This window comes from Pseudomonas baltica (assembly GCF_014235765.1).
Taxonomy (GTDB): domain Bacteria; phylum Pseudomonadota; class Gammaproteobacteria; order Pseudomonadales; family Pseudomonadaceae; genus Aquipseudomonas; species Aquipseudomonas baltica.
Genome location: NZ_JACMYH010000003.1, coordinates 387,746 through 405,013 on the forward strand (window position 1 = coordinate 387,746; position 17,268 = coordinate 405,013).

The 17,268-nt window shown below is 64.7% G+C and carries 13 protein-coding genes; 1 reads left to right on the top strand and 12 read right to left on the bottom strand.

The window, feature by feature from the left end:
* The first annotated feature begins 11 nt into the window (after positions 1-11).
* Positions 12-308, top strand: coding sequence for a winged helix-turn-helix domain-containing protein (locus H7993_RS14190; protein ID WP_049861413.1), 297 nt, complete (start codon positions 12-14; stop codon positions 306-308).
* On the opposite strand, the gene H7993_RS14195 is transcribed toward H7993_RS14190, so the two are convergent.
* The 12 genes from H7993_RS14195 to choW all read right to left on the bottom strand — a co-directional run bounded on the left by H7993_RS14195 (position 299) and on the right by choW (position 17,193).
* Positions 299-766, bottom strand: coding sequence for a GNAT family N-acetyltransferase (locus H7993_RS14195; RefSeq protein WP_122479810.1), 468 nt, complete (start codon positions 764-766; stop codon positions 299-301). The two genes, H7993_RS14190 and H7993_RS14195, sit on opposite strands and share 10 nt — an antisense overlap.
* 30 nt (positions 767-796) lie before the next feature.
* On the bottom strand, positions 797-2,989 hold the full coding sequence (gene yccS / locus H7993_RS14200; protein WP_185794750.1) for a YccS family putative transporter: 2,193 nt from the start codon (positions 2,987-2,989) through the stop codon (positions 797-799).
* 198 nt (positions 2,990-3,187) lie between these two features.
* Positions 3,188-4,366: an aminoacetone oxidase family FAD-binding enzyme gene (locus H7993_RS14205; RefSeq protein ID WP_185794751.1), complete on the bottom strand. Its 1,179-nt coding sequence runs from the start codon at positions 4,364-4,366 to the stop codon at positions 3,188-3,190.
* A gap of 145 nt (positions 4,367-4,511) precedes the next feature.
* Complete coding sequence (gene dbpA, locus H7993_RS14210; protein ID WP_240998843.1) at positions 4,512-5,849, bottom strand: ATP-dependent RNA helicase DbpA; 1,338 nt, start codon at positions 5,847-5,849, stop codon at positions 4,512-4,514.
* Positions 5,850-5,964: 115 nt separating this feature from the next.
* On the bottom strand, positions 5,965-7,392 hold the full coding sequence (gene mdtD / locus H7993_RS14215) for a multidrug transporter subunit MdtD (RefSeq protein WP_185794752.1): 1,428 nt from the start codon (positions 7,390-7,392) through the stop codon (positions 5,965-5,967).
* A 355-nt stretch (positions 7,393-7,747) separates the two neighbouring features.
* Entirely contained in the window at positions 7,748-9,076 is a 1,329-nt protein-coding gene (locus H7993_RS14220; protein WP_185794753.1) for a TldD/PmbA family protein, read from the bottom strand.
* A complete protein-coding gene (locus H7993_RS14225; protein WP_185794754.1) occupies positions 9,073-10,515 on the bottom strand; it encodes a TldD/PmbA family protein in 1,443 nt (480 codons plus the stop codon). The genes H7993_RS14220 and H7993_RS14225 overlap by 4 nt, the downstream gene beginning before the upstream one ends.
* A 174-nt stretch (positions 10,516-10,689) precedes the next feature.
* Entirely contained in the window at positions 10,690-12,396 is a 1,707-nt protein-coding gene (gene betA, locus H7993_RS14230; protein ID WP_185794755.1) for a choline dehydrogenase, read from the bottom strand.
* A 90-nt stretch (positions 12,397-12,486) separates the two neighbouring features.
* Positions 12,487-13,959, bottom strand: a complete 1,473-nt coding sequence (betB, locus tag H7993_RS14235) for a betaine-aldehyde dehydrogenase (RefSeq protein ID WP_185794756.1) — start codon at positions 13,957-13,959, stop codon at positions 12,487-12,489.
* A gap of 48 nt (positions 13,960-14,007) precedes the next feature.
* Positions 14,008-14,601 carry a transcriptional regulator BetI gene (betI, locus tag H7993_RS14240; protein WP_122479801.1) on the bottom strand — a complete coding sequence of 198 codons (594 nt, stop codon included), beginning with the start codon at positions 14,599-14,601 and terminating at the stop codon, positions 14,008-14,010.
* A gap of 568 nt (positions 14,602-15,169) precedes the next feature.
* On the bottom strand, positions 15,170-16,351 hold the full coding sequence (choV, locus tag H7993_RS14245) for a choline ABC transporter ATP-binding protein (RefSeq protein WP_122715900.1): 1,182 nt from the start codon (positions 16,349-16,351) through the stop codon (positions 15,170-15,172).
* Entirely contained in the window at positions 16,348-17,193 is an 846-nt protein-coding gene (gene choW, locus H7993_RS14250; RefSeq protein WP_043192362.1) for a choline ABC transporter permease subunit, read from the bottom strand. Before choW ends, choV begins: the two co-directional genes overlap by 4 nt.
* Positions 17,194-17,268 lie beyond the last annotated feature (75 nt).

The window sequence follows — 17,268 nt, forward strand, 5'->3', positions numbered from 1 at the left end:
AGGATATTCCCATGCAAGTCAGCAAGACCCGCAGCAGTTTCTATCGCCGGCTCTACGTGGCCTGGCTGATCGACAGTGGCCAGGCGGCCACTGTGCCGGCCCTCATCGAGGCTACCGGGATGCCCCGGCGCACGGCCCAGGACACCATTGCGGCGCTGGCCGACCTGGACATCGCCTGCGAATTCGAGCAGCAGGATGGCGAGCGCAACCACATCGGTCGCTACGTGATCAGGCAGTGGGGGGCGATCGACCGTGAATGGATCGGCCAGAACCTGGGGCAGATCCGTCAGGTACTCGGTTACCCCTGAGCCTCGACACGCCGGTACATGGCGATGTGCGCAATGTTGTCCTCCAGGTATTCCTGGCCGTGGGCAATGAAGCCGTAGCGGCCGTAATAGCCTTGCAGATGAGCCTGGGCCGATAGCTTTATCGGCATTTGCGGCCAGCGCCGCGCGGCGTGCTCCAGAGCGTTGGCCAGCAGCGCGTGGCCCAGGCCGGTACCGCGCGCAGATGGGGCAGTGATCACTCGGCCAATCACCACGTCACCGCTCTGTGTGGAAGGGTCGAGCAGGCGCAGGTAGGCCACCAGGCGGCCCTCGCTCCAAGCCAGCAGGTGACAGGTGTCCGCCTGCAGGTCCTGCCCATCAACGTCCTGATAGGGGCATTGCTGCTCGACCACGAAGACTTCGCTGCGCAGACGCAGGATTTCGTACAGCTGGTGCACATCCAGCTCGCTGTGGTGCATGCACATCCATTCGATGGCCATGGTTACCTCGTTCAAGGTTTCGGTTGCCCGCTAGCTGGCGGCAGCTGCGGTCGGGCCTTTGATCAAGTGCGCGGCCAGGGTGCGCAGTGGCCCCAGCTGCCGACAGATCAGCGCCAGTTGGGTCTGCATCAGACGCTGGCCTTCGTCGATCTCCTCGGGCATCTGTTCCAGTTCGTCGGCCAGCGCTTCCTCGCTGTCGCTCTGCACCTGCACCGGCACACGCGTGGCGAGGCCCGTGGCAATTTCGTCGATGCTGCGCGCCAGGCTTTCGCCGGCCCCCCCGATCAATTGTTCGCGCGCTTCGGCCGGCAACTCGGTGCCACGGTGGGCACCCAGCCCGGACAGGTAGCTGAGCAGGGTGTGCGACAGCACCAGGAAGCGGAAGCCGACGTCGGCTTCCTTGCGGAAGTGGCCGGGCTCCATGAGCATGTTGGCCAAGGTGGTGGAAAGCGCAGCGTCGGCATTGTGGGCGTTGCGCCGTGCCAGGCGATAGGCGAGGTCGTCGCTCTTGCCGTTGGCGTATTGCTGCATGATCTGGCGCAGATAGATGCTGTTGCAGGTCAAGGTGTTGGCCAGCACCTTGTTCAGCTTGCGACCCTGCCAGTCGGGCAGGAACAGGAACACCGCCAGGCCGGCGATCAGGCTGCCGAGCAGGGTGTCGAACAGCCGTGGCAGGAACAGCCCGTAGCCGTCGCCCGTCTGGTTGAAGCAGAACAGCACCATCAAGGTGATGGCGGCGGTTGCCAGGGTGTAGCGCGTGGTGCGGTTGACGAAGAACACCAGGCCGGCGCCGATGGCGAACAGCGACTGCACGATGGGGCTGGGGAACAGGTCGAACAGCGCCCAGCCCACGGTCAGGCCGATGGCGGTGCCGATGATCCGCTGGCCCAGCTTGCGCCGGGTAGCGCCGTAGCTGGGCTGGCACACGAACAAGGTCGTCAGCATGATCCAGTAGCCCTGGCTGGGGTGGATCAGGTGCACCATGGCGTAGCAGATCACCAGTGCCAGGGGCAAGCGCAGGGCATGGCGAAACAGCAGCGAGGTGGGTGTGAGGTTCTGCCGGATGCGGCCCCAGAAGTCTTTCAGAGTGTGCGGCGAGCGGTCCAGCAGGCTGCTGTCGCGGGCATCGGCCAGGCGGTCGGGATTGCCGGCATCGCTGAGCAGGCGGTCGAGGGTGCCGAGGTTGGCCGCCAGCGCGCGCAGCGACCGCAACAGGCCGCGCCAGGCCGGGTTGCTCTGGATCCGCAGGTGTTCGAGCGAAGCGTGCAGGTCGCTCAAGGCCTCGGCGAAGCTGTCGTCGTAGATGAACGGCTGGCGCAACTGGATCGACTCGCCCAGCCGCTGGCAGGCCACGCCCTGCTGGCGCAGCAGACGCTGACAGCGAAACAGCACGTCACTGTGGAAGAAGGCGTCGGCCAATGCGTTGTAGGGGTAGTGCGAGGAACTGGCGCGCTCGTGGATGTCCTGGGCCAGGAAGTACAGCTTCAGGTAGCGGCTGACCTTGGAGCCGGGACGGCCGTTGCCGACTCGGTGCAGGATGATTTCCTTGGCCGCGTTGAGCGCGGCCACGACCCGACCGTTCTGCTTGGCGAGCTCCAGGCGGCGGGCTTCCACGTCCAGCTGGCGGATCGGTTCGAACAGGCTCGACTTGAGCTTGAGGTACTGCCCCAGCTCGCTGAACAGCCGCGCCAGGGCCTGTTGCACCGGCTGGTTGGAAAACAGCACCTGCCACAGCACCGACAGCAGGCCATACCAGGCGGCGCCGGCCACCAGCAGCACCGGCTCGCGCCACAGGTTGCTGACTTCGCCGCCACGCTGGTCGACGCCGATCATGGTGTAGACCGAGAGGATCAGGGTGGCGTAGGCGATGGCACCGTAGCGCTCGCCGAGCGCGCCGAGCATGGTCAGGGCGAAGCTGGCCACGGCCAGGGCCGTGACGAAGATGTAGGGGTAGGGGAACAACAGTTCAACGGCGAAAGCGGCGACGGTGAAGCACGACAGGGTGGCTGCCAGGGCGCGGATGCGGCCTTGCCAGTTGTCGTCGGTTTCGGCCAGGGCGCAGGCGATGATGCCCAGGAACAGTGGCACCAGCAGACGCATCTCGTTTTCATACCAGCACAGCGCCATGCTGCCGGACAGCGCGATGAACACCCGTACGCTGTAGCTGAATTTGTCCAGCGCCCACAAGCGGCGCATCGATTGGCGGAACGACCTGGATGCCATGAAGAAGGAGTCGACCTGTAGGCGAGGGAACTGATGAACGGCGTCAATCTACCATTGTCGGCGCACGCCCGATACTGCGCGGCGGCCTCTGACGCGGCTTGCGCCGCTGCTACAGGGGCGGTGGCGGATCGAGAGAGTGTGGGGACTCTGTAGCAGCGGCGCGAGCCGCGTCCGGCAGCGTCGCAGATCCCCGGCGTGCTACACGTACTGCGCGGCTGCGTATCCGGAGGCCCACGCCCACTGGAAATTGAAGCCGCCCAGATGCCCGCTGACATCGAGCACCTCGCCGATGAAATACAACCCTGGGCTCTTCAGCGATTCCAGGGTCTTGGACGACACCTCGCGGGTATCGACGCCGCCTAGGGTCACCTCGGCGGTGCGATAGCCTTCGGTGCCGGCCGGCACCAACTGCCAGGCGCCCAGTGCGTTCGCTACCGTCTGCAGCTCGGCCGGGGTGTACTGCTTCATCGGCTTGGACACGAACCAGTGCTCGGCCAACAGGTTGGCCATTTTCTTGGTGAAGACTTCACCCAGCAGGGTCTTGAGCTCCGAATTGGGCCGCTCGGCCTGCTGTTGCTGCAGCCACGCCAACGCATCGTGATCGGGCAGCAGGTTGATCTCGACGGTGTCGCCGGGCTGCCAGAACGAGGAAATCTGCAGGATCGCCGGCCCGCTCAGGCCGCGATGGGTGAACAGCAGGTTCTCGCGAAACGCCTGGTCGTTGCAGCTGGCCACACAATCCACCGAGGTGCCGGACAACTCGGTGCAGATGTCCTTGAGCTGGTCGGTGATGGTGAACGGCACCAGCCCTGCGCGCGTGGGCAGCACACTGTGACCGAACTGGCGGGCGATCTGGTAGCCGAAGCCGGTCGCGCCCAGGGTCGGAATCGACAGCCCGCCAGTGGCCACCACCAACGACTGGCACGCCAGCAGGCCCAGTGAAGTCTGCAAACGATAGCCGTCGGCGGTTTTCTCGATGGACTGCACCGAGGTGTCCATGCGCAACTCGACGCCGGCGCTTTCGCAATCGGCCAGCAGCAGGCCGAGGATGTCACTGGACTTGTTGTCGCAGAACAGCTGGCCGAGTTTCTTCTCGTGGTAGGGCACGCCGTGCTTGGCCACCAGGGCGATGAAATCCCACTGGGTATAGCGCGCCAGGGCCGACTTGCAGAAGTGCGGGTTCTGCGAGAGGAAGTTGGCCGGTTCGGTGTACATGTTGGTGAAGTTGCAGCGACCGCCGCCGGACATGAGGATCTTCTTGCCCGGCTTGTTGGCGTGGTCGATCAGCAGTACCTCGCGGCCTCGCTGTGCAGCGCTCAAGGCGCACATGAGGCCGGCGGCACCGGCGCCGATGATGATGACGGGGGTAGAGCGCACTGCTGGGTCCTCTCGAATCGGGGGTGTCAGGGGAGGCCTCTTCGCGGGCAGAGCTCCGCTCCCACAAGGTTAGGCGTTCGGACATCGCCCTGTGGGAGCGGGGCGGGCGGCGAGCCCTCTGCCCGCGAAGAGGCCTGGCCTGCGGTCAGAGAATCCGTACGCGCAGCGAACGGCCTTTGATCTTGCCGCTGTTCAGACGCTGCAGCGCCTGCTTGGCGATTCCGCGCTCCACGGCCACGAACGCCTGGAAATCGAAAATAGCGATCTTGCCGACCTGGGTCCCGGGAATGCCCGCATCGCCAGTCAGCGCGCCGAGGATATCGCCCGGCCGTACCTTGTCCTTGCGCCCGGCGCCGATGCACAGGGTGCTCATTGGCGGCAGCAGCGGCTCGCCGCCCTTGGAAGTCAGGCTGTCGAGTTCGGCCCAGGCCAGCGGCGACTTCTGCAGTTGCTCGATGGCCTGGGCGCGGTGCGCCTCGGCGGGAGCGACGAAGCTGATGGCCAGGCCTTTCTCGCCGGCGCGACCGGTACGGCCCACGCGGTGGATATGAATTTCCGAGTCACGCGCCAGCTCGACGTTGATCACCATGTCCAGGGCATCGATGTCCAGGCCACGGGCGGCCACGTCGGTGGCCACCAGCACGGACGTACTGCGGTTGGCGAACATTGCCAGAACCTGGTCGCGGTCGCGCTGTTCCAGGTCGCCATGCAGCGCCACGGCGCTGATCCCCTTGCTGGTCAGGTGATCGACCACTTCCTGGCATTGCTGCTTGGTGTAGCAGAAGGCAACGCACGACTGTGGGCGGAAGTGGCCCAGGGCGCGCACCACGGCGGCCATGCGGTCATCCGGCGAGATTTCGTAGAAACGCTGTTCGATCTGGCTGTCGGCATGCAGTGCCTCGGCCTTGACCTGCTGGGGGTCGCGCATGAACTTGGACGACAGCTGCTTGATGCCGACCGGGTAGGTGGCCGAGAACAGCAAGGTCTGCCGGCGTTCCGGGGTCTGCTCGATGATGTCGGCGATAGAGTCGTAGAAGCCCATGTCGAGCATGCGGTCGGCTTCGTCGAGCACCAGCGTGTTGAGCCCGTCGAGCACCAGCGAACCTTTGCGCAGGTGTTGCTGGATGCGTCCCGGCGTGCCGACGATGATGTGCGCGCCGTGTTCCAGCGAGGCGATCTGCGGGCCGAACGACACGCCGCCGCACAGGGTCAGCACCTTGATGTTGTCTTCGGCGCGGGCCAGGCGACGGATTTCCTTGGCCACCTGGTCGGCCAGCTCGCGCGTGGGGCACATGATCAGCGCCTGGCAGCCGAAATAGCGCGGGTTGATCGGGTTCAGCAGGCCGATGCCGAACGCGGCCGTCTTGCCGCTGCCGGTCTTGGCCTGGGCGATCAGGTCCATGCCCTTGAGAATCACCGGCAGGCTCTGCGCCTGGATCGGCGTCATCTGGGCATACCCGAGGGATTCCAGGTTGGCCAGCATGGCGGCGGACAGGGGCAGCGTGTTGAAAGCAGTGGCAATGGTGGTCACGGGACGGGCCTGCAAAACAAAATGTCGCGCAGTGTATCAGCCCCGTGGCCTTTCGCCCTAAGCCTGCTTAGTGCTCCACCGGAGGTTCCTGACGAGGTGCGCGCCGTCCATCGCTGTCGGACAGTTGCACGAAGATCCCGGCAGCCAGCATCGCCATCAACCCGATGGTCAGGAACGTGGCCTGGAACGCACCCAGCACCGTGTCCACACCCTCGTTGCCCAGGGACGCGGTGAATCCGCCCAGCAGTGCACCGGCGCAGGCCACGCCCAGGCCGAGGGAGAGCTGCGCCACCACCGAGAGCAGACCGTTGCCACTGCTGGCGCTTTCGTCGTCCAGATCGATCAGGGTCACGGTGTTCATCGCCGCGAACTGCAGCGAGTTGACTGCGCCGAGCAAGCCCAGCTGGGTCAACAGCAACCAGTAGGGGGTGGTTTCCGAGACCAGGCCGAGGCTGGCCAGCAACACGCCCAGCAGCAAGGTGTTGCCGGTGAGCACGATGCGATAGCCGAAGCGTTCGATGATCGGCCGGGAAAACGACTTGGAAACCATGGCGGCTGCCGCCAGTGGAATCATGCTCATGCCGGCTTCCGAAGGCGAATGCCCCAGGGCCACTTGCAGCAGCAACGGCACCATGAACGGCAGGGCGCCGCTGCCCAGGCGGGCGAACAGATTGCCGAGAATGCCGATGGCAAAGGTGCGCGTGCGAAACAGGTTCGGCGAGAACAGCGGGTTGTCGATCTGCCCCGCCCGCAGCCAGTAGGCGGCCAGGCAGGCCATGCCGACGAACAGCAGCAGCATCACTCGCAGGTGCGGCAAGTGCAGCTCGCCCAGGCCCTCCATGGCGATGGTGATGAGTACCATCGCCGCCCCGAACAGCACGAAGCCGATGCCATCGAAGCGCGTGCGTTCGGCGCCGCGCAGGTCGGGCACGAAGTGCCACACCGCCCAGCAGCCCAGTGCGCCCACCGGCAGGTTGATGAGAAAGATCCAGTGCCAGCTCAGCCATTCGACCATCCAGCCACCCAGGGTCGGCCCCAGCAGCGGGCCGAGCAAGGCAGGCACGGTGATGAAGCTGAGGATGCGCACCAGTTCCGAGCGCGGGTAGGCGCGCAGCACCACCAGCCGGCCCACCGGCAGCATCAGGGCACCGCCCAGGCCTTGAATGACCCGAGCCGCGACCAGCATCGCCAGGCTCTGGGACAGTGCACACAGCAGCGAGCCGATGCTGAACAGCATGATGGCGCTGAAGAACACCTTGCGCGTGCCGAAGCGGTCGGAAATCCAGCCTGAGGCGGGGATCAGCAGCGCGACCGTCAGCATGTAGGCGATGATCACCGATTGCATGCGCAACGGGTTTTCCGCCAGGTCGCTGGCCATGGCCGGCAGCGCGGTGTTGAGGATGGTGCCGTCCAGGGCCTGCATGAAGAAGGCAATGGCGATGACCCAGGGCAGCCAGCGAGCGGTAGCGGGATCCAGTGTTGGGCGCGTGGACATGGGGCCTCTTGTTGTTTGAGGTGAATGACGAATGTTCATGGCAAACCCCGTAGCAGCGGTCACCGGCCGCGACAAATGCGCCGCGGTGTACCTGACACTCTACGGTGTACCTTTCGCGGCCACGGACCGCTCCTACGGTTACCGCGTCGCCGCGACCTGTCGTAGGAGCGGTCACCGGCCGCGAAGGGTTGCCGCGGTGTACCTGACGCTCTGCGGCGCCCTTTTCGCGGCCACGGGCCGCTCCTACAGTGACCGCAGCGCCGCGACCTATTGTAGGAGCGGTCATCGGCCGCGAAGGGGTCGCCGCGGTGTGTCAGGCCGATGGCGGTGCCCTTTTCGCGGCCACGGACCGCTCCTACAGCGTCAACAGCAACCGCTTCACCAACGCGCCGGGCAGCAAACTGGAGCTGGTCTGGCGCTCACCGTAGGTGCTGGTCGAGAGGATCAGCTCGCGCTCGGCCGTCAGCGCTTCCAGCTGGTCACCCAGGACACTGTAGACGCTGTCGTCGAAACGCATGGTCTGGACCGGTGCAACGATCTGACCGTCCTCCACCCAGAAAGTGGCGAACCGAGTCAGCCCGGTCATGCGCGCCGCTGGCATGTCGGAGTAGTTCAGGTACCACAGGTTACTGATGTACAGCCCGGTGCCGAGGCGTTGCAGCACCTGGGCCAAAGGCAGGTCACCGGCGGCCATCTGCAGCGCGCCGGGCATTTCCGAGTTGTCCGCGCCGTTGCCTTGCAGGCCGTATTCGGCCGCGCTGCGCGAGTCCACCAGGCGTTCGACGGCCAAGCCGTGGCTGACCAGCGAGAGGTCCTTGCGCGGATAGCCTTCCTGGGAAAACGCCGGGGTCAACGAACCGCTGATGCGCTCCTCGAAGCTCACCTGCGCACTCAAGCGTGCCTCGCCGGCGTACAGCCGTTGCAGGGGGCTGTTCTTGCTGGCGATGGCTTGTGCAGAGAAACCGCCCCAGCCGAGCATGCCGATGATTTCATCCAGGGCCGCCGGCGCCAGGTAGGCGCGATACGCGCCCGGCAACAGCACCTTGGGCGGTCGGCTCAGGTAATCCAGCTGCTCGCGGGCCTGGGCCAGGCGTTCGGCGAAGGCGTGTGCCTGCCACTGCTGGCCGGCATAGTTCGCCTTGACTGCCTCGCCGTTGGCATGGAAGAGGCTGAAATCGAAATTGAAACTGTTGGCCTGATGCCAACCGCAGGCCCCGTCGCTGTTGGCGAAACCGCGGCAGATCGTGCCCGCGGCATAGATGCCGACCAGGTCCAGGCCGCTGGCCGCCGAACCTATCTGTTCGACCACCTGACCCGCATCGGGCAAGGGCGTGTCGTCGACATGACGGGTCTGCCACGGCGAGGTGTCGAGTTGCAGGTAGGGGTCCGGTTGCAGCAGCGGCAGCGTCTGGCTCAACTGGTGCAGGGCCTGGGTCAGACGCTGCCGGTCCACCTCCAGGTCCTCGGCCAAGGTCAGTTGCAGCTCGGCCTGACGACCGTCTTCGATCAGCTTCAGCGACACCGTGGCCTGGGCCACTTGCCCCGCCTGGCGTACCCGGGCGTGGTTGAAACGGATGAAATCCGAGGCCTCGGCGTTGTAGCTCAGGGTGAAGCGCTGGGTCGGGGCCACAGTCTGGCGCAGCCACTGCACCAGTGCCTGGAAATGCTCGGCGTGATGGCTCATGCGTCACCTCCGAAAACGTCGATCTGGCTGAACACGCAACTGGGCGAAGCGTGCCCCACACGGATGACCTGGTTGGGCTCGCCCTTGCCGCAGTTGGGCGTGCCCAGCACCTGCAGCGTGCTGGCTTCGCCCACGGCGCTGAGTTTTTTCCAGAAGCTGGCGGAAATACCGCGATAGTTGGGGTTCTTGACCACGCCCTTGAGTTCGCCGTTCTCGATCAACTGGCCCCATTCGCAGCCGAACTGGAATTTGTTGCGCGCATCGTCGATCGACCAGGAACGGTTGGTGGACATCAGGATGCCGTGCTCGATGCCGGCGATCAGTTGCGCCTGGCTGTGCTCGCCTGGTTCGATGTTGAGGTTGGCCATGCGGTCGATCGGCGCCCGGTTCCAGCTACTGGCGCGGCTGTTGGCCACTCCGGCCATGCCGCTGCGGTATTGCGACAGCGCGCCGCCCAGTGGCCGGACCAGTACGCCATCGCGAATCAGCCACTGCTTGCTCGCTGCAGTGCCGTCGTCGTCATGGGCATAACTGGCCAGCTCGTGGGGAATGTCCGGGTCGAAGGTCACATTGAGCAGCGGCGAGCCATACTGCAGGTGACCGAAGTCTTCGACCTTGACGAAGCTGGTGCCCGCGTAGTTGCGCTCATCGCCCAGGATGCGGTCCAGCTCCAACGGGTGGCCGATGGATTCGTGAATCTGCAGCATCATCTGGTCGGGCGTCAGCAGCAGGTCGCGCGGGCCGTGTGGGGCGTTGGGCGCCAGCAGCAACTGCAGGGCCTGGTCGGCGACCTGGCGAGCCGCGCCGACGATGCCGCAGCGCTCTATCACGTCGACACCGCCTTGCTGGCCGAAATTGTCGCGGCCCAGGCTGCGGGTCTGGCTGTCGTTGCCATCGAAAGCGGTGACGCTCAAGCCAGGAAACACGAAGCGCTGCGCCTGGCGGATCTGCGCGCCGGCACTGTTCAGGTAGATCTGTTCGACATCGGTGACGCCCAGGCCGGCATACCAGCTGACCAGGCGGGAGTCGTCGGGCACGCTGGCCGACTCTTCCTTGAGCAATTGGTAGCACTGGGCCAGAGTCGGGAAGGCTGCCTGCACGTCGGGGGAGAGGTAGTCGCTGCGCGCACTGCTGACCGGTTGTTGCTGCAGGTCGAGCAGGGCATGCGCGGCGATCGCGCTGGCCTGCTGTTCGGCACGCGCCAGGGCCTGCTGCAACCCTTGCAGGGAAAGGTCGCCGGTGGCGGCATAGGCTTCCACGCCATGCACTCGAACGGTGATCATCACGCCTTCGTCGAGGCTCAGGCTCGGCGGTTCGGCAATGTTCTTGCGCACGGCCAGGTGCTGGCTGGATTGGCGCACGTGGCGCAGGGAGAAGAATTCGGCGCGGGTGCGCAGAGCAGCGAAGCGTTGTTGCAAGGTGGCGGTGAAATCGAACATGGACGGGCCTCTGGGGGGCGTCGGTGCTCGGCCTATTCGCGGCCGCTGACCGTTCCTACAGGGGATTACAGTGTCCTGTAGGCACGGACAGCGGCCGTGAAAAAGTCTGCAAACCGAACCGGAATCTGGCAGGCCCACAGCTTAGGCCTGCCACCGGCACGGAGCAAATCTGGATCAGCCGCGGGTGGTCGCGCCCACTTCGCGCATCGGCTTGCCGCGCACCGGCGCATCGCCGGCGACATAGTAGGCCGCGGTCGAACGCGCTTCGGGCTTGCGGCCACGAATGCGGTCGGCGATCTTCTCGGCGATCATGATGGTCGGCGCGTTCAGGTTGCCGGTGGTGATGATCGGCATGATCGAGGCATCGACCACACGCAGGCCTTGCAGGCCATGCACGCGACCCTGACCATCGACCACGGCCATGTCGTCGGTGCCCATCTTGCACGAGCACGACGGGTGATAAGCCGTTTCGGCATGCTCGCGGATGAACTGGTCCAGCTGCTCGTCCGTCTGCACTTCGATGCCTGGGCTGATTTCACGCCCGCGGTACTGGTCCAGCGCCGGCTGCTGCATGATCTCGCGGGTCAGGCGGATGCCGTCGCGGAACTCCTGCCAGTCCTGCTCGCTGGCCATGTAGTTGAACAGGATGCTCGGGTAGTCGCGCGGGTTCTTCGACTTGACATTGACTCGGCCGCGACTCGGCGAGCGCATCGAGCCCACGTGAGCCTGGAAGCCGTGTTCCTGAACGCCCTTGGTGCCGTTGTAATTGATCGCCACCGGGAGGAAGTGGTACTGGATGTTCGGCCATTCGAACTCAGGGCGCGAGCGGATGAAACCACCGGCCTCGAACTGGTTGCTGGCGCCGATGCCGGTGCCCAGGAACATCCATTCGGCGCCGATCTGCGGCTGGTTCCACCACTTCAGCGACGGGTACAGCGAGACTGGCTGGGTGCAGCTGTATTGCAGGTACATTTCCAGGTGGTCCTGCAGGTTCTGACCCACGCCTGGCAAGTCATGCACGACGTCGATGCCCAGGGGCTGGAGCACCTCGGCCGGGCCGACGCCGGAGCGCTGCAGAATCTGTGGCGAGGCGATGGCGCCGCCGCACAGCAGCACTTCCTTGCGGGCGCGGGCCTGAATACGCTCGTCGCTGTCACCGACCAGGTAGCTGACGCCGACCGCGCGCTTGCCGTCGAAGACGATCTTGTCGGTCAGGGCGTGGGTGACGATGGTCAGGGTGTCGCGTTGCTTGGCCTGGTCCAGGTAGCCGCGTGCGGTGCTGGCGCGTCGGCCCTTGGGCGTCACGGTGCGGTCCATGGGACCGAAGCCTTCCTGCTGGTAGCCATTGAGGTCGTCGGTGCGCGGGAAGCCTGCCTGCACGCCGGCTTCGACCATGGCGGCGAACAGTGGATTGTTGCCGGCCTTGGGCGTGGTGACGCTGACCGGGCCTTCGCCGCCATGGTAGTCGTTGGGGCCGATGTCACGGGTTTCGGCCTTGCGGAAATACGGCAGGCAATCCAGGTAGCTCCAGTCTTCCAGGCCCGGCAGCTTGGCCCAGCCGTCGTAGTCCATGGCGTTGCCGCGGATGTAGCACATGCCATTGATCAGCGAAGAGCCGCCCAGGCCCTTGCCGCGGCCACATTCCATGCGACGGTTGTCCATGTGCGGCTCGGGCTCGGTCTCGTAGGCCCAGTTGTAGCGACGGCCCTGCAGCGGAAAGGCGAGGGCGGCGGGCATCTGTGTACGGAAGTCCAGGCGGTAGTCCGGCCCGCCGGCTTCGAGCAGCAGAACCGTCACGCCCGGGTCTTCGGTCAGGCGCGTGGCCAGGGTGTTACCGGCCGAACCAGCGCCGATGATGATGTAGTCGAATTCCTGGGACATGGAGGTTCCCTCTTTGAAAAAATGGGTCGGTGGGGCTGATGACCCTGTAGGAGCGGTCATCGGCCGCGAACGGCGCGCTGCGGTCCCGGGTCAGAACACCGAAACGTAATCGCCCAGTTCTACCTGTACCGATTTGATCCGGGTGTACTGCGCCAGCGAACTGATGCCGTTTTCGCGGCCCACACCGGATTGCTTGTAGCCACCCACCGGCATCTTCGCGTCGGACTCGCCCCAGGCGTTGATCCAGCAAATGCCTGCTTCGAGCTGATGGATCACACGGTGCGCACGGTTCAGATCGCGGGTGACCACACCGGCAGCCAGGCCCATCTCGGTGGCGTTGGCGCGGCGGATTACTTCCTCTTCGCTGTCGTAGCCGAGGATGCTCATCACCGGGCCGAAGATTTCTTCACGCACGATGGTCATCTCGTCGCTGCAGTCGGTGAACACGGTCGGGGCGACGAACGCACCCTTGCCCAGTTCACCGTCGCTCAGCCGCTCGCCGCCGCACAGCAGGCGCGCGCCTTCGGCCTTGCCCTTGGCGATGTGGCCCAGCACGTTTTCCATGTGGGCAAAGCTCACCAGCGGACCGAAATTGGTGTTCTCGTCCTCGGGGTTGCCAATGCGGATACGCTGCACACGTTCCAGGATCTTCGCTTCCAGCTGGGCCTTCAGCGCGTTGGGCACGAACACTCGGGTGCCGTTGGTGCACACCTGGCCGGAGCTGTAGAAGTTGGCCATCATGGCGATGTCGGCGGCCTTGTCGAGGTCGGCATCGTCGAAAATGATCAGCGGCGACTTGCCGCCCAGTTCCATGGTCACTTCCTTGAGCGAAGAGCTCGAGGCGCTGGCCATGACCTTCTTGCCGGTGCTGACGCCGCCGGTGAACGAGATCTTCTCGATACGCGGATGCTCGGTGAGCCACGCACCGACTTCGCTGCCGCTGCCGGTGAGCACGTTGAACACGCCATCGGGCAGACCGGCTTCGGTGTAGATCTCGGCCAGCTTGAGCGTGGTCAGCGAGGTGACTTCGCTGGGCTTGAAGATCATCGCGTTACCGGCGGCCAGCGCCGGTGCGGACTTCCACAAAGCGATCTGGATCGGGTAGTTCCAGGCGCCGATGCCGGCGGTCACGCCCAGGGGCTCGCGGCGGGTGTAGACGAAGGAAGTGTCGCGCAGCGGGATCTGTTCGCCTTCGATGGCGGGCACCAGGCCGGCGTAGTATTCCAGCACGTCGGCACCGGTCACGATGTCGACGTAGCGGGTTTCCGAATAGGACTTGCCGGTGTCCAGGGTTTCCAGCAGGGCCAGTTCGTCGTTGCGTTCGCGCAGCAGGTCGACGGCTTTGCGCAGCACTCGCGAGCGCTCCATGGCGGTCATCGCGGCCCAGACTTTCTGGCCTTTCTCGGCGCTGGCGACGGCTTTCTCGACGTCCTGGGCAGTGGCGCGCTGGACCTGCGCCAGCACCTCACCGGTGGCCGGGTTGACGGCATCGAAGGTGCCGCTGCCGCTGGCGTCCACGTAGCCGCCATCGATGTAGAGTTTTTGCGTTGGGAAACGGGCCATAAGATCCTCGCGGTGCAGTTAAGGTGGCAGCAGGCGAGGCGCGAAGCTTCAGCGCTGCTGTTTTGCCAGTTGCATGTCCATGTATTCGCAGGCGATACGGTGAGCCTGGGCGGTGTCGAAGGCATCGCCCGACAGCGCGCCGCGCAACCACAGACCGTCGATCAGGGCGGCCAGGCCGCGTGCGGCGTTGCGTGCCTGTTCCACCGGCAATTCACGGCGAAACTGGCAGCACAGGTTGGAATACAGGCGGTGATCGTTGATCCGCTGCAACCTGTGCAGAGACGGCTGATGCATGCTGGTGGCCCAGAAGGCCAGCCAAGTCTTCATGGCCGGAGCGTTGACCTGGCTGGCGTCGAAGTTGCCTTCGATGATCACCTGCAGGTGCGCCCTGGCGCTGTCGTCGTTCAAGGCTTGTCGCCGTGTGGCGACGTTGTCGATCAGAACGTTCATCAAGTGGCGCATGGTCGCCGCGATCAGGCCGTTCTTGTCCTGAAAGTAGTGACTGATGATGCCGTTCGACACACCGGCCAGACGGGCAATCAAAGCGATGCTGGCGTCACTCATGCCGACCTGATCGACCGCCTGGAGCGTGGCTTCGATCAACTGTTGGCGGCGGATGGGTTGCATACCGACCTTGGGCATTGGGTAAATCTCCTTGGGCCTGCAGTACGGGCAGTGAGTGACAGCCGACTGAAGCCAGTCTAGTTTATTTTTATTGAACGATCAATCAATAAAAAAGGACAGGTGAGTGTGCGCGTGGTTTTAGAGGATTGGGAAGGGGAAGGCAATGGGCTTCGAGAGGGGGGTGTCAGGTAGGTTGCGGTGATGCATTCGCGGCCGCTGACCGCTCCTACAGGGAATCGCACAGTCGTGTAGGAGCGGTCCGTGGCCGCGAAAAGGGCGGCGCGGTGGATCAGGGGGAATGCGGCAAGGCCTTCGCGGCCGCTGACCGCTCCTACAGGGAATCGTACAGTCGTGTAGGAGCGGTCCGTGGCCGCGAAAAGGGCGGCGCGGTGGATCAGGGGGAATGCGGCGAGGCCTTCGCAGCCGCTGACCGCTCCTACAGGGAATCGCACAGTCGTGTAGGAGCGGTCCGTGGCCGCGAAAAGGGCGGCGCGGTGGATCAGGGGGAATGCGGCAAGGCCTTCGCGGCCGCTGACCGCTCCTACATGGGATGGCACCCACAGGGTGTGGCCAGCAGAGGGAAGGCTCAGCCCAGGTTCTTGCCCAGCAGGGCGTGGTACAGCTCGGTGTCCCCGAGAATGCCTACCACCTGCTTGTCGCTGTCCTGCAGCACCAGTTTGTGCCCGGTCTGGTAGCGGATCTGCAAGGCGTCGCGCATGCCGATGTCGGCATGGACCAACGTCGGGCGCCGCCCCAGGCCTTCCATGGCTTGCCCCGGTGCCCAGCCTTGCAGGTCGAGCACGGCATCGCCCTGACGTGCGCTGGTCAGCGAGTTGCCGGCGCCCAGGTTCAGCCATGAATCCACGCCTGGGTCCAGGCACACCGAACCATTGACGCGCGTGCACTTGTCCAGCGTGCGCATCAGGCTGCGCCCGCACAGCACATTGAGTGGATTGGTGTGAGCCACGAAGGTTCGCACGTAGTCGTCGGCCGGGTTGAGCACGATGTCCTCGGGCACGCTGTACTGAATGATCCGCCCGTCTTTCATGATGGCGATGCGGCTGCCCAGTTTGAGCGCTTCGTCCAGGTCATGGCTGACGAACACGATGGTCTTGTTCAGCTTGCGTTGCAGCTCCAGCAGCTCGTCCTGCAGGCCTTGGCGAATCAACGGGTCGAGCGCCGAAAAGGGTTCGTCCATCAGCAGGATGTCGGCATCCATGGCCAGCGCCCGGGCCAGGCCCACACGCTGCTGCATGCCGCCGGACAGCTCGTCGGGTTTCTTGTTGCGCCACTGGGTCAGGCCCACCAGCTCCAGCTTCTCGTCGACCAGCTTGCGCCGTTCCTTTTCCGGACGGCCCTGCATCTCCAGGCCAAAGCTGATGTTCTCGCGCACCGTCAGCCAAGGCATCAGGGCGAACTTCTGGAACACCATGGCGATGCGCTGGGTGCGCATCATCTTCAGTTCCGCAGGTGTGCAGGCGGCGATGTCGATCTGGCGATCTTCATGCTCGACGAACAGCTTGCCGCGGCTCACGGTGTTCAACCCGTTGATGCAGCGCAGCAGGCTTGACTTGCCCGACCCGGACAGCCCCATCAACACGCAGATCTCGCCCTTGTTGACGTCCAGGCTGGCTTTTTCCACGCCCACGATCTGCCCGGTCTTTTTCAGGATCTCGTTGCGGGTCAGGCCCTGGTCGAGCAGCTTCAGCGCTTCGCGTGGATCCTTGGCGAAGATCACATCGACGTTGTCGAATCGAATAATGCTCATGCATCACCCCCTATCTTCACGTCAGGTTGTTTGCAGATTCGGTCCAGCATGATCGCCAGCAACACGATGGCCAGACCGGCTTCGAAGCCCAGGGCGATGTCGGCGGTGTTCAGCGCGTTGACCACCGGCTTGCCCAGGCCATCGGCGCCTACCAGGGCGGCGATCACCACCATCGACAGCGACAGCATGATGCATTGAGTGATACCGGCGGCGATGCTCGGCATGGCGTGCGGCAGTTCGATGCGCGACAGCAGTTGGCGTCGCGAGCAGCCGAAGGCCTTGCCGGCGTCCATCAGCTCTTGCGGCACGTCGCGGATGCCCAGGTAGGTGAGGCGAATCGGCGCGGCGATGGCGAACACCACCGTGGAAATCAGGCCTGGCACGACGCCCAGCCCGAACAGGGTGAGCGTGGGAATCAGGTAGACGAAGGTCGGTACCGTCTGCATCAGGTCGAGGACCGGGCGCATCATCGTGTAGAACATGGGTTTGTGCGCGGCCACGATGCCCAGCGGCACGCCGATGATCACGCAGACCAGGGTGGCGAACAGCACCTGCGCCAGGGTCTCCATGGTTTCCTGCCAGTACCCCAGGTTGAGGATCAGCAGGAAGGACAGCGCCACGAACAGCGTGAGTCCCCATTTGCGCTGGATGAAGTGCGCCAGCGCGGCGATCAGTGCGGTGAGTACGTAGGGGTTGAACCAGGTGAGGCCGGCGGTGAAACCATGAATGATCGCTTCGAGCGTGGATGCGATGGCATCGAACGTCGAGGCCCCGTGTTGAGTGAGCCAATCGACGAACGCCGCGATGTACTCGCCCAGGGGGATCTTGTGGTCTGTCAGCATGGTAGTGAGTGTCCGCATGCGAGGGAACAAAGTGCCGGCCGGTGAGGCCGGCAACCGCCGGCCCGCTTGCCTGCG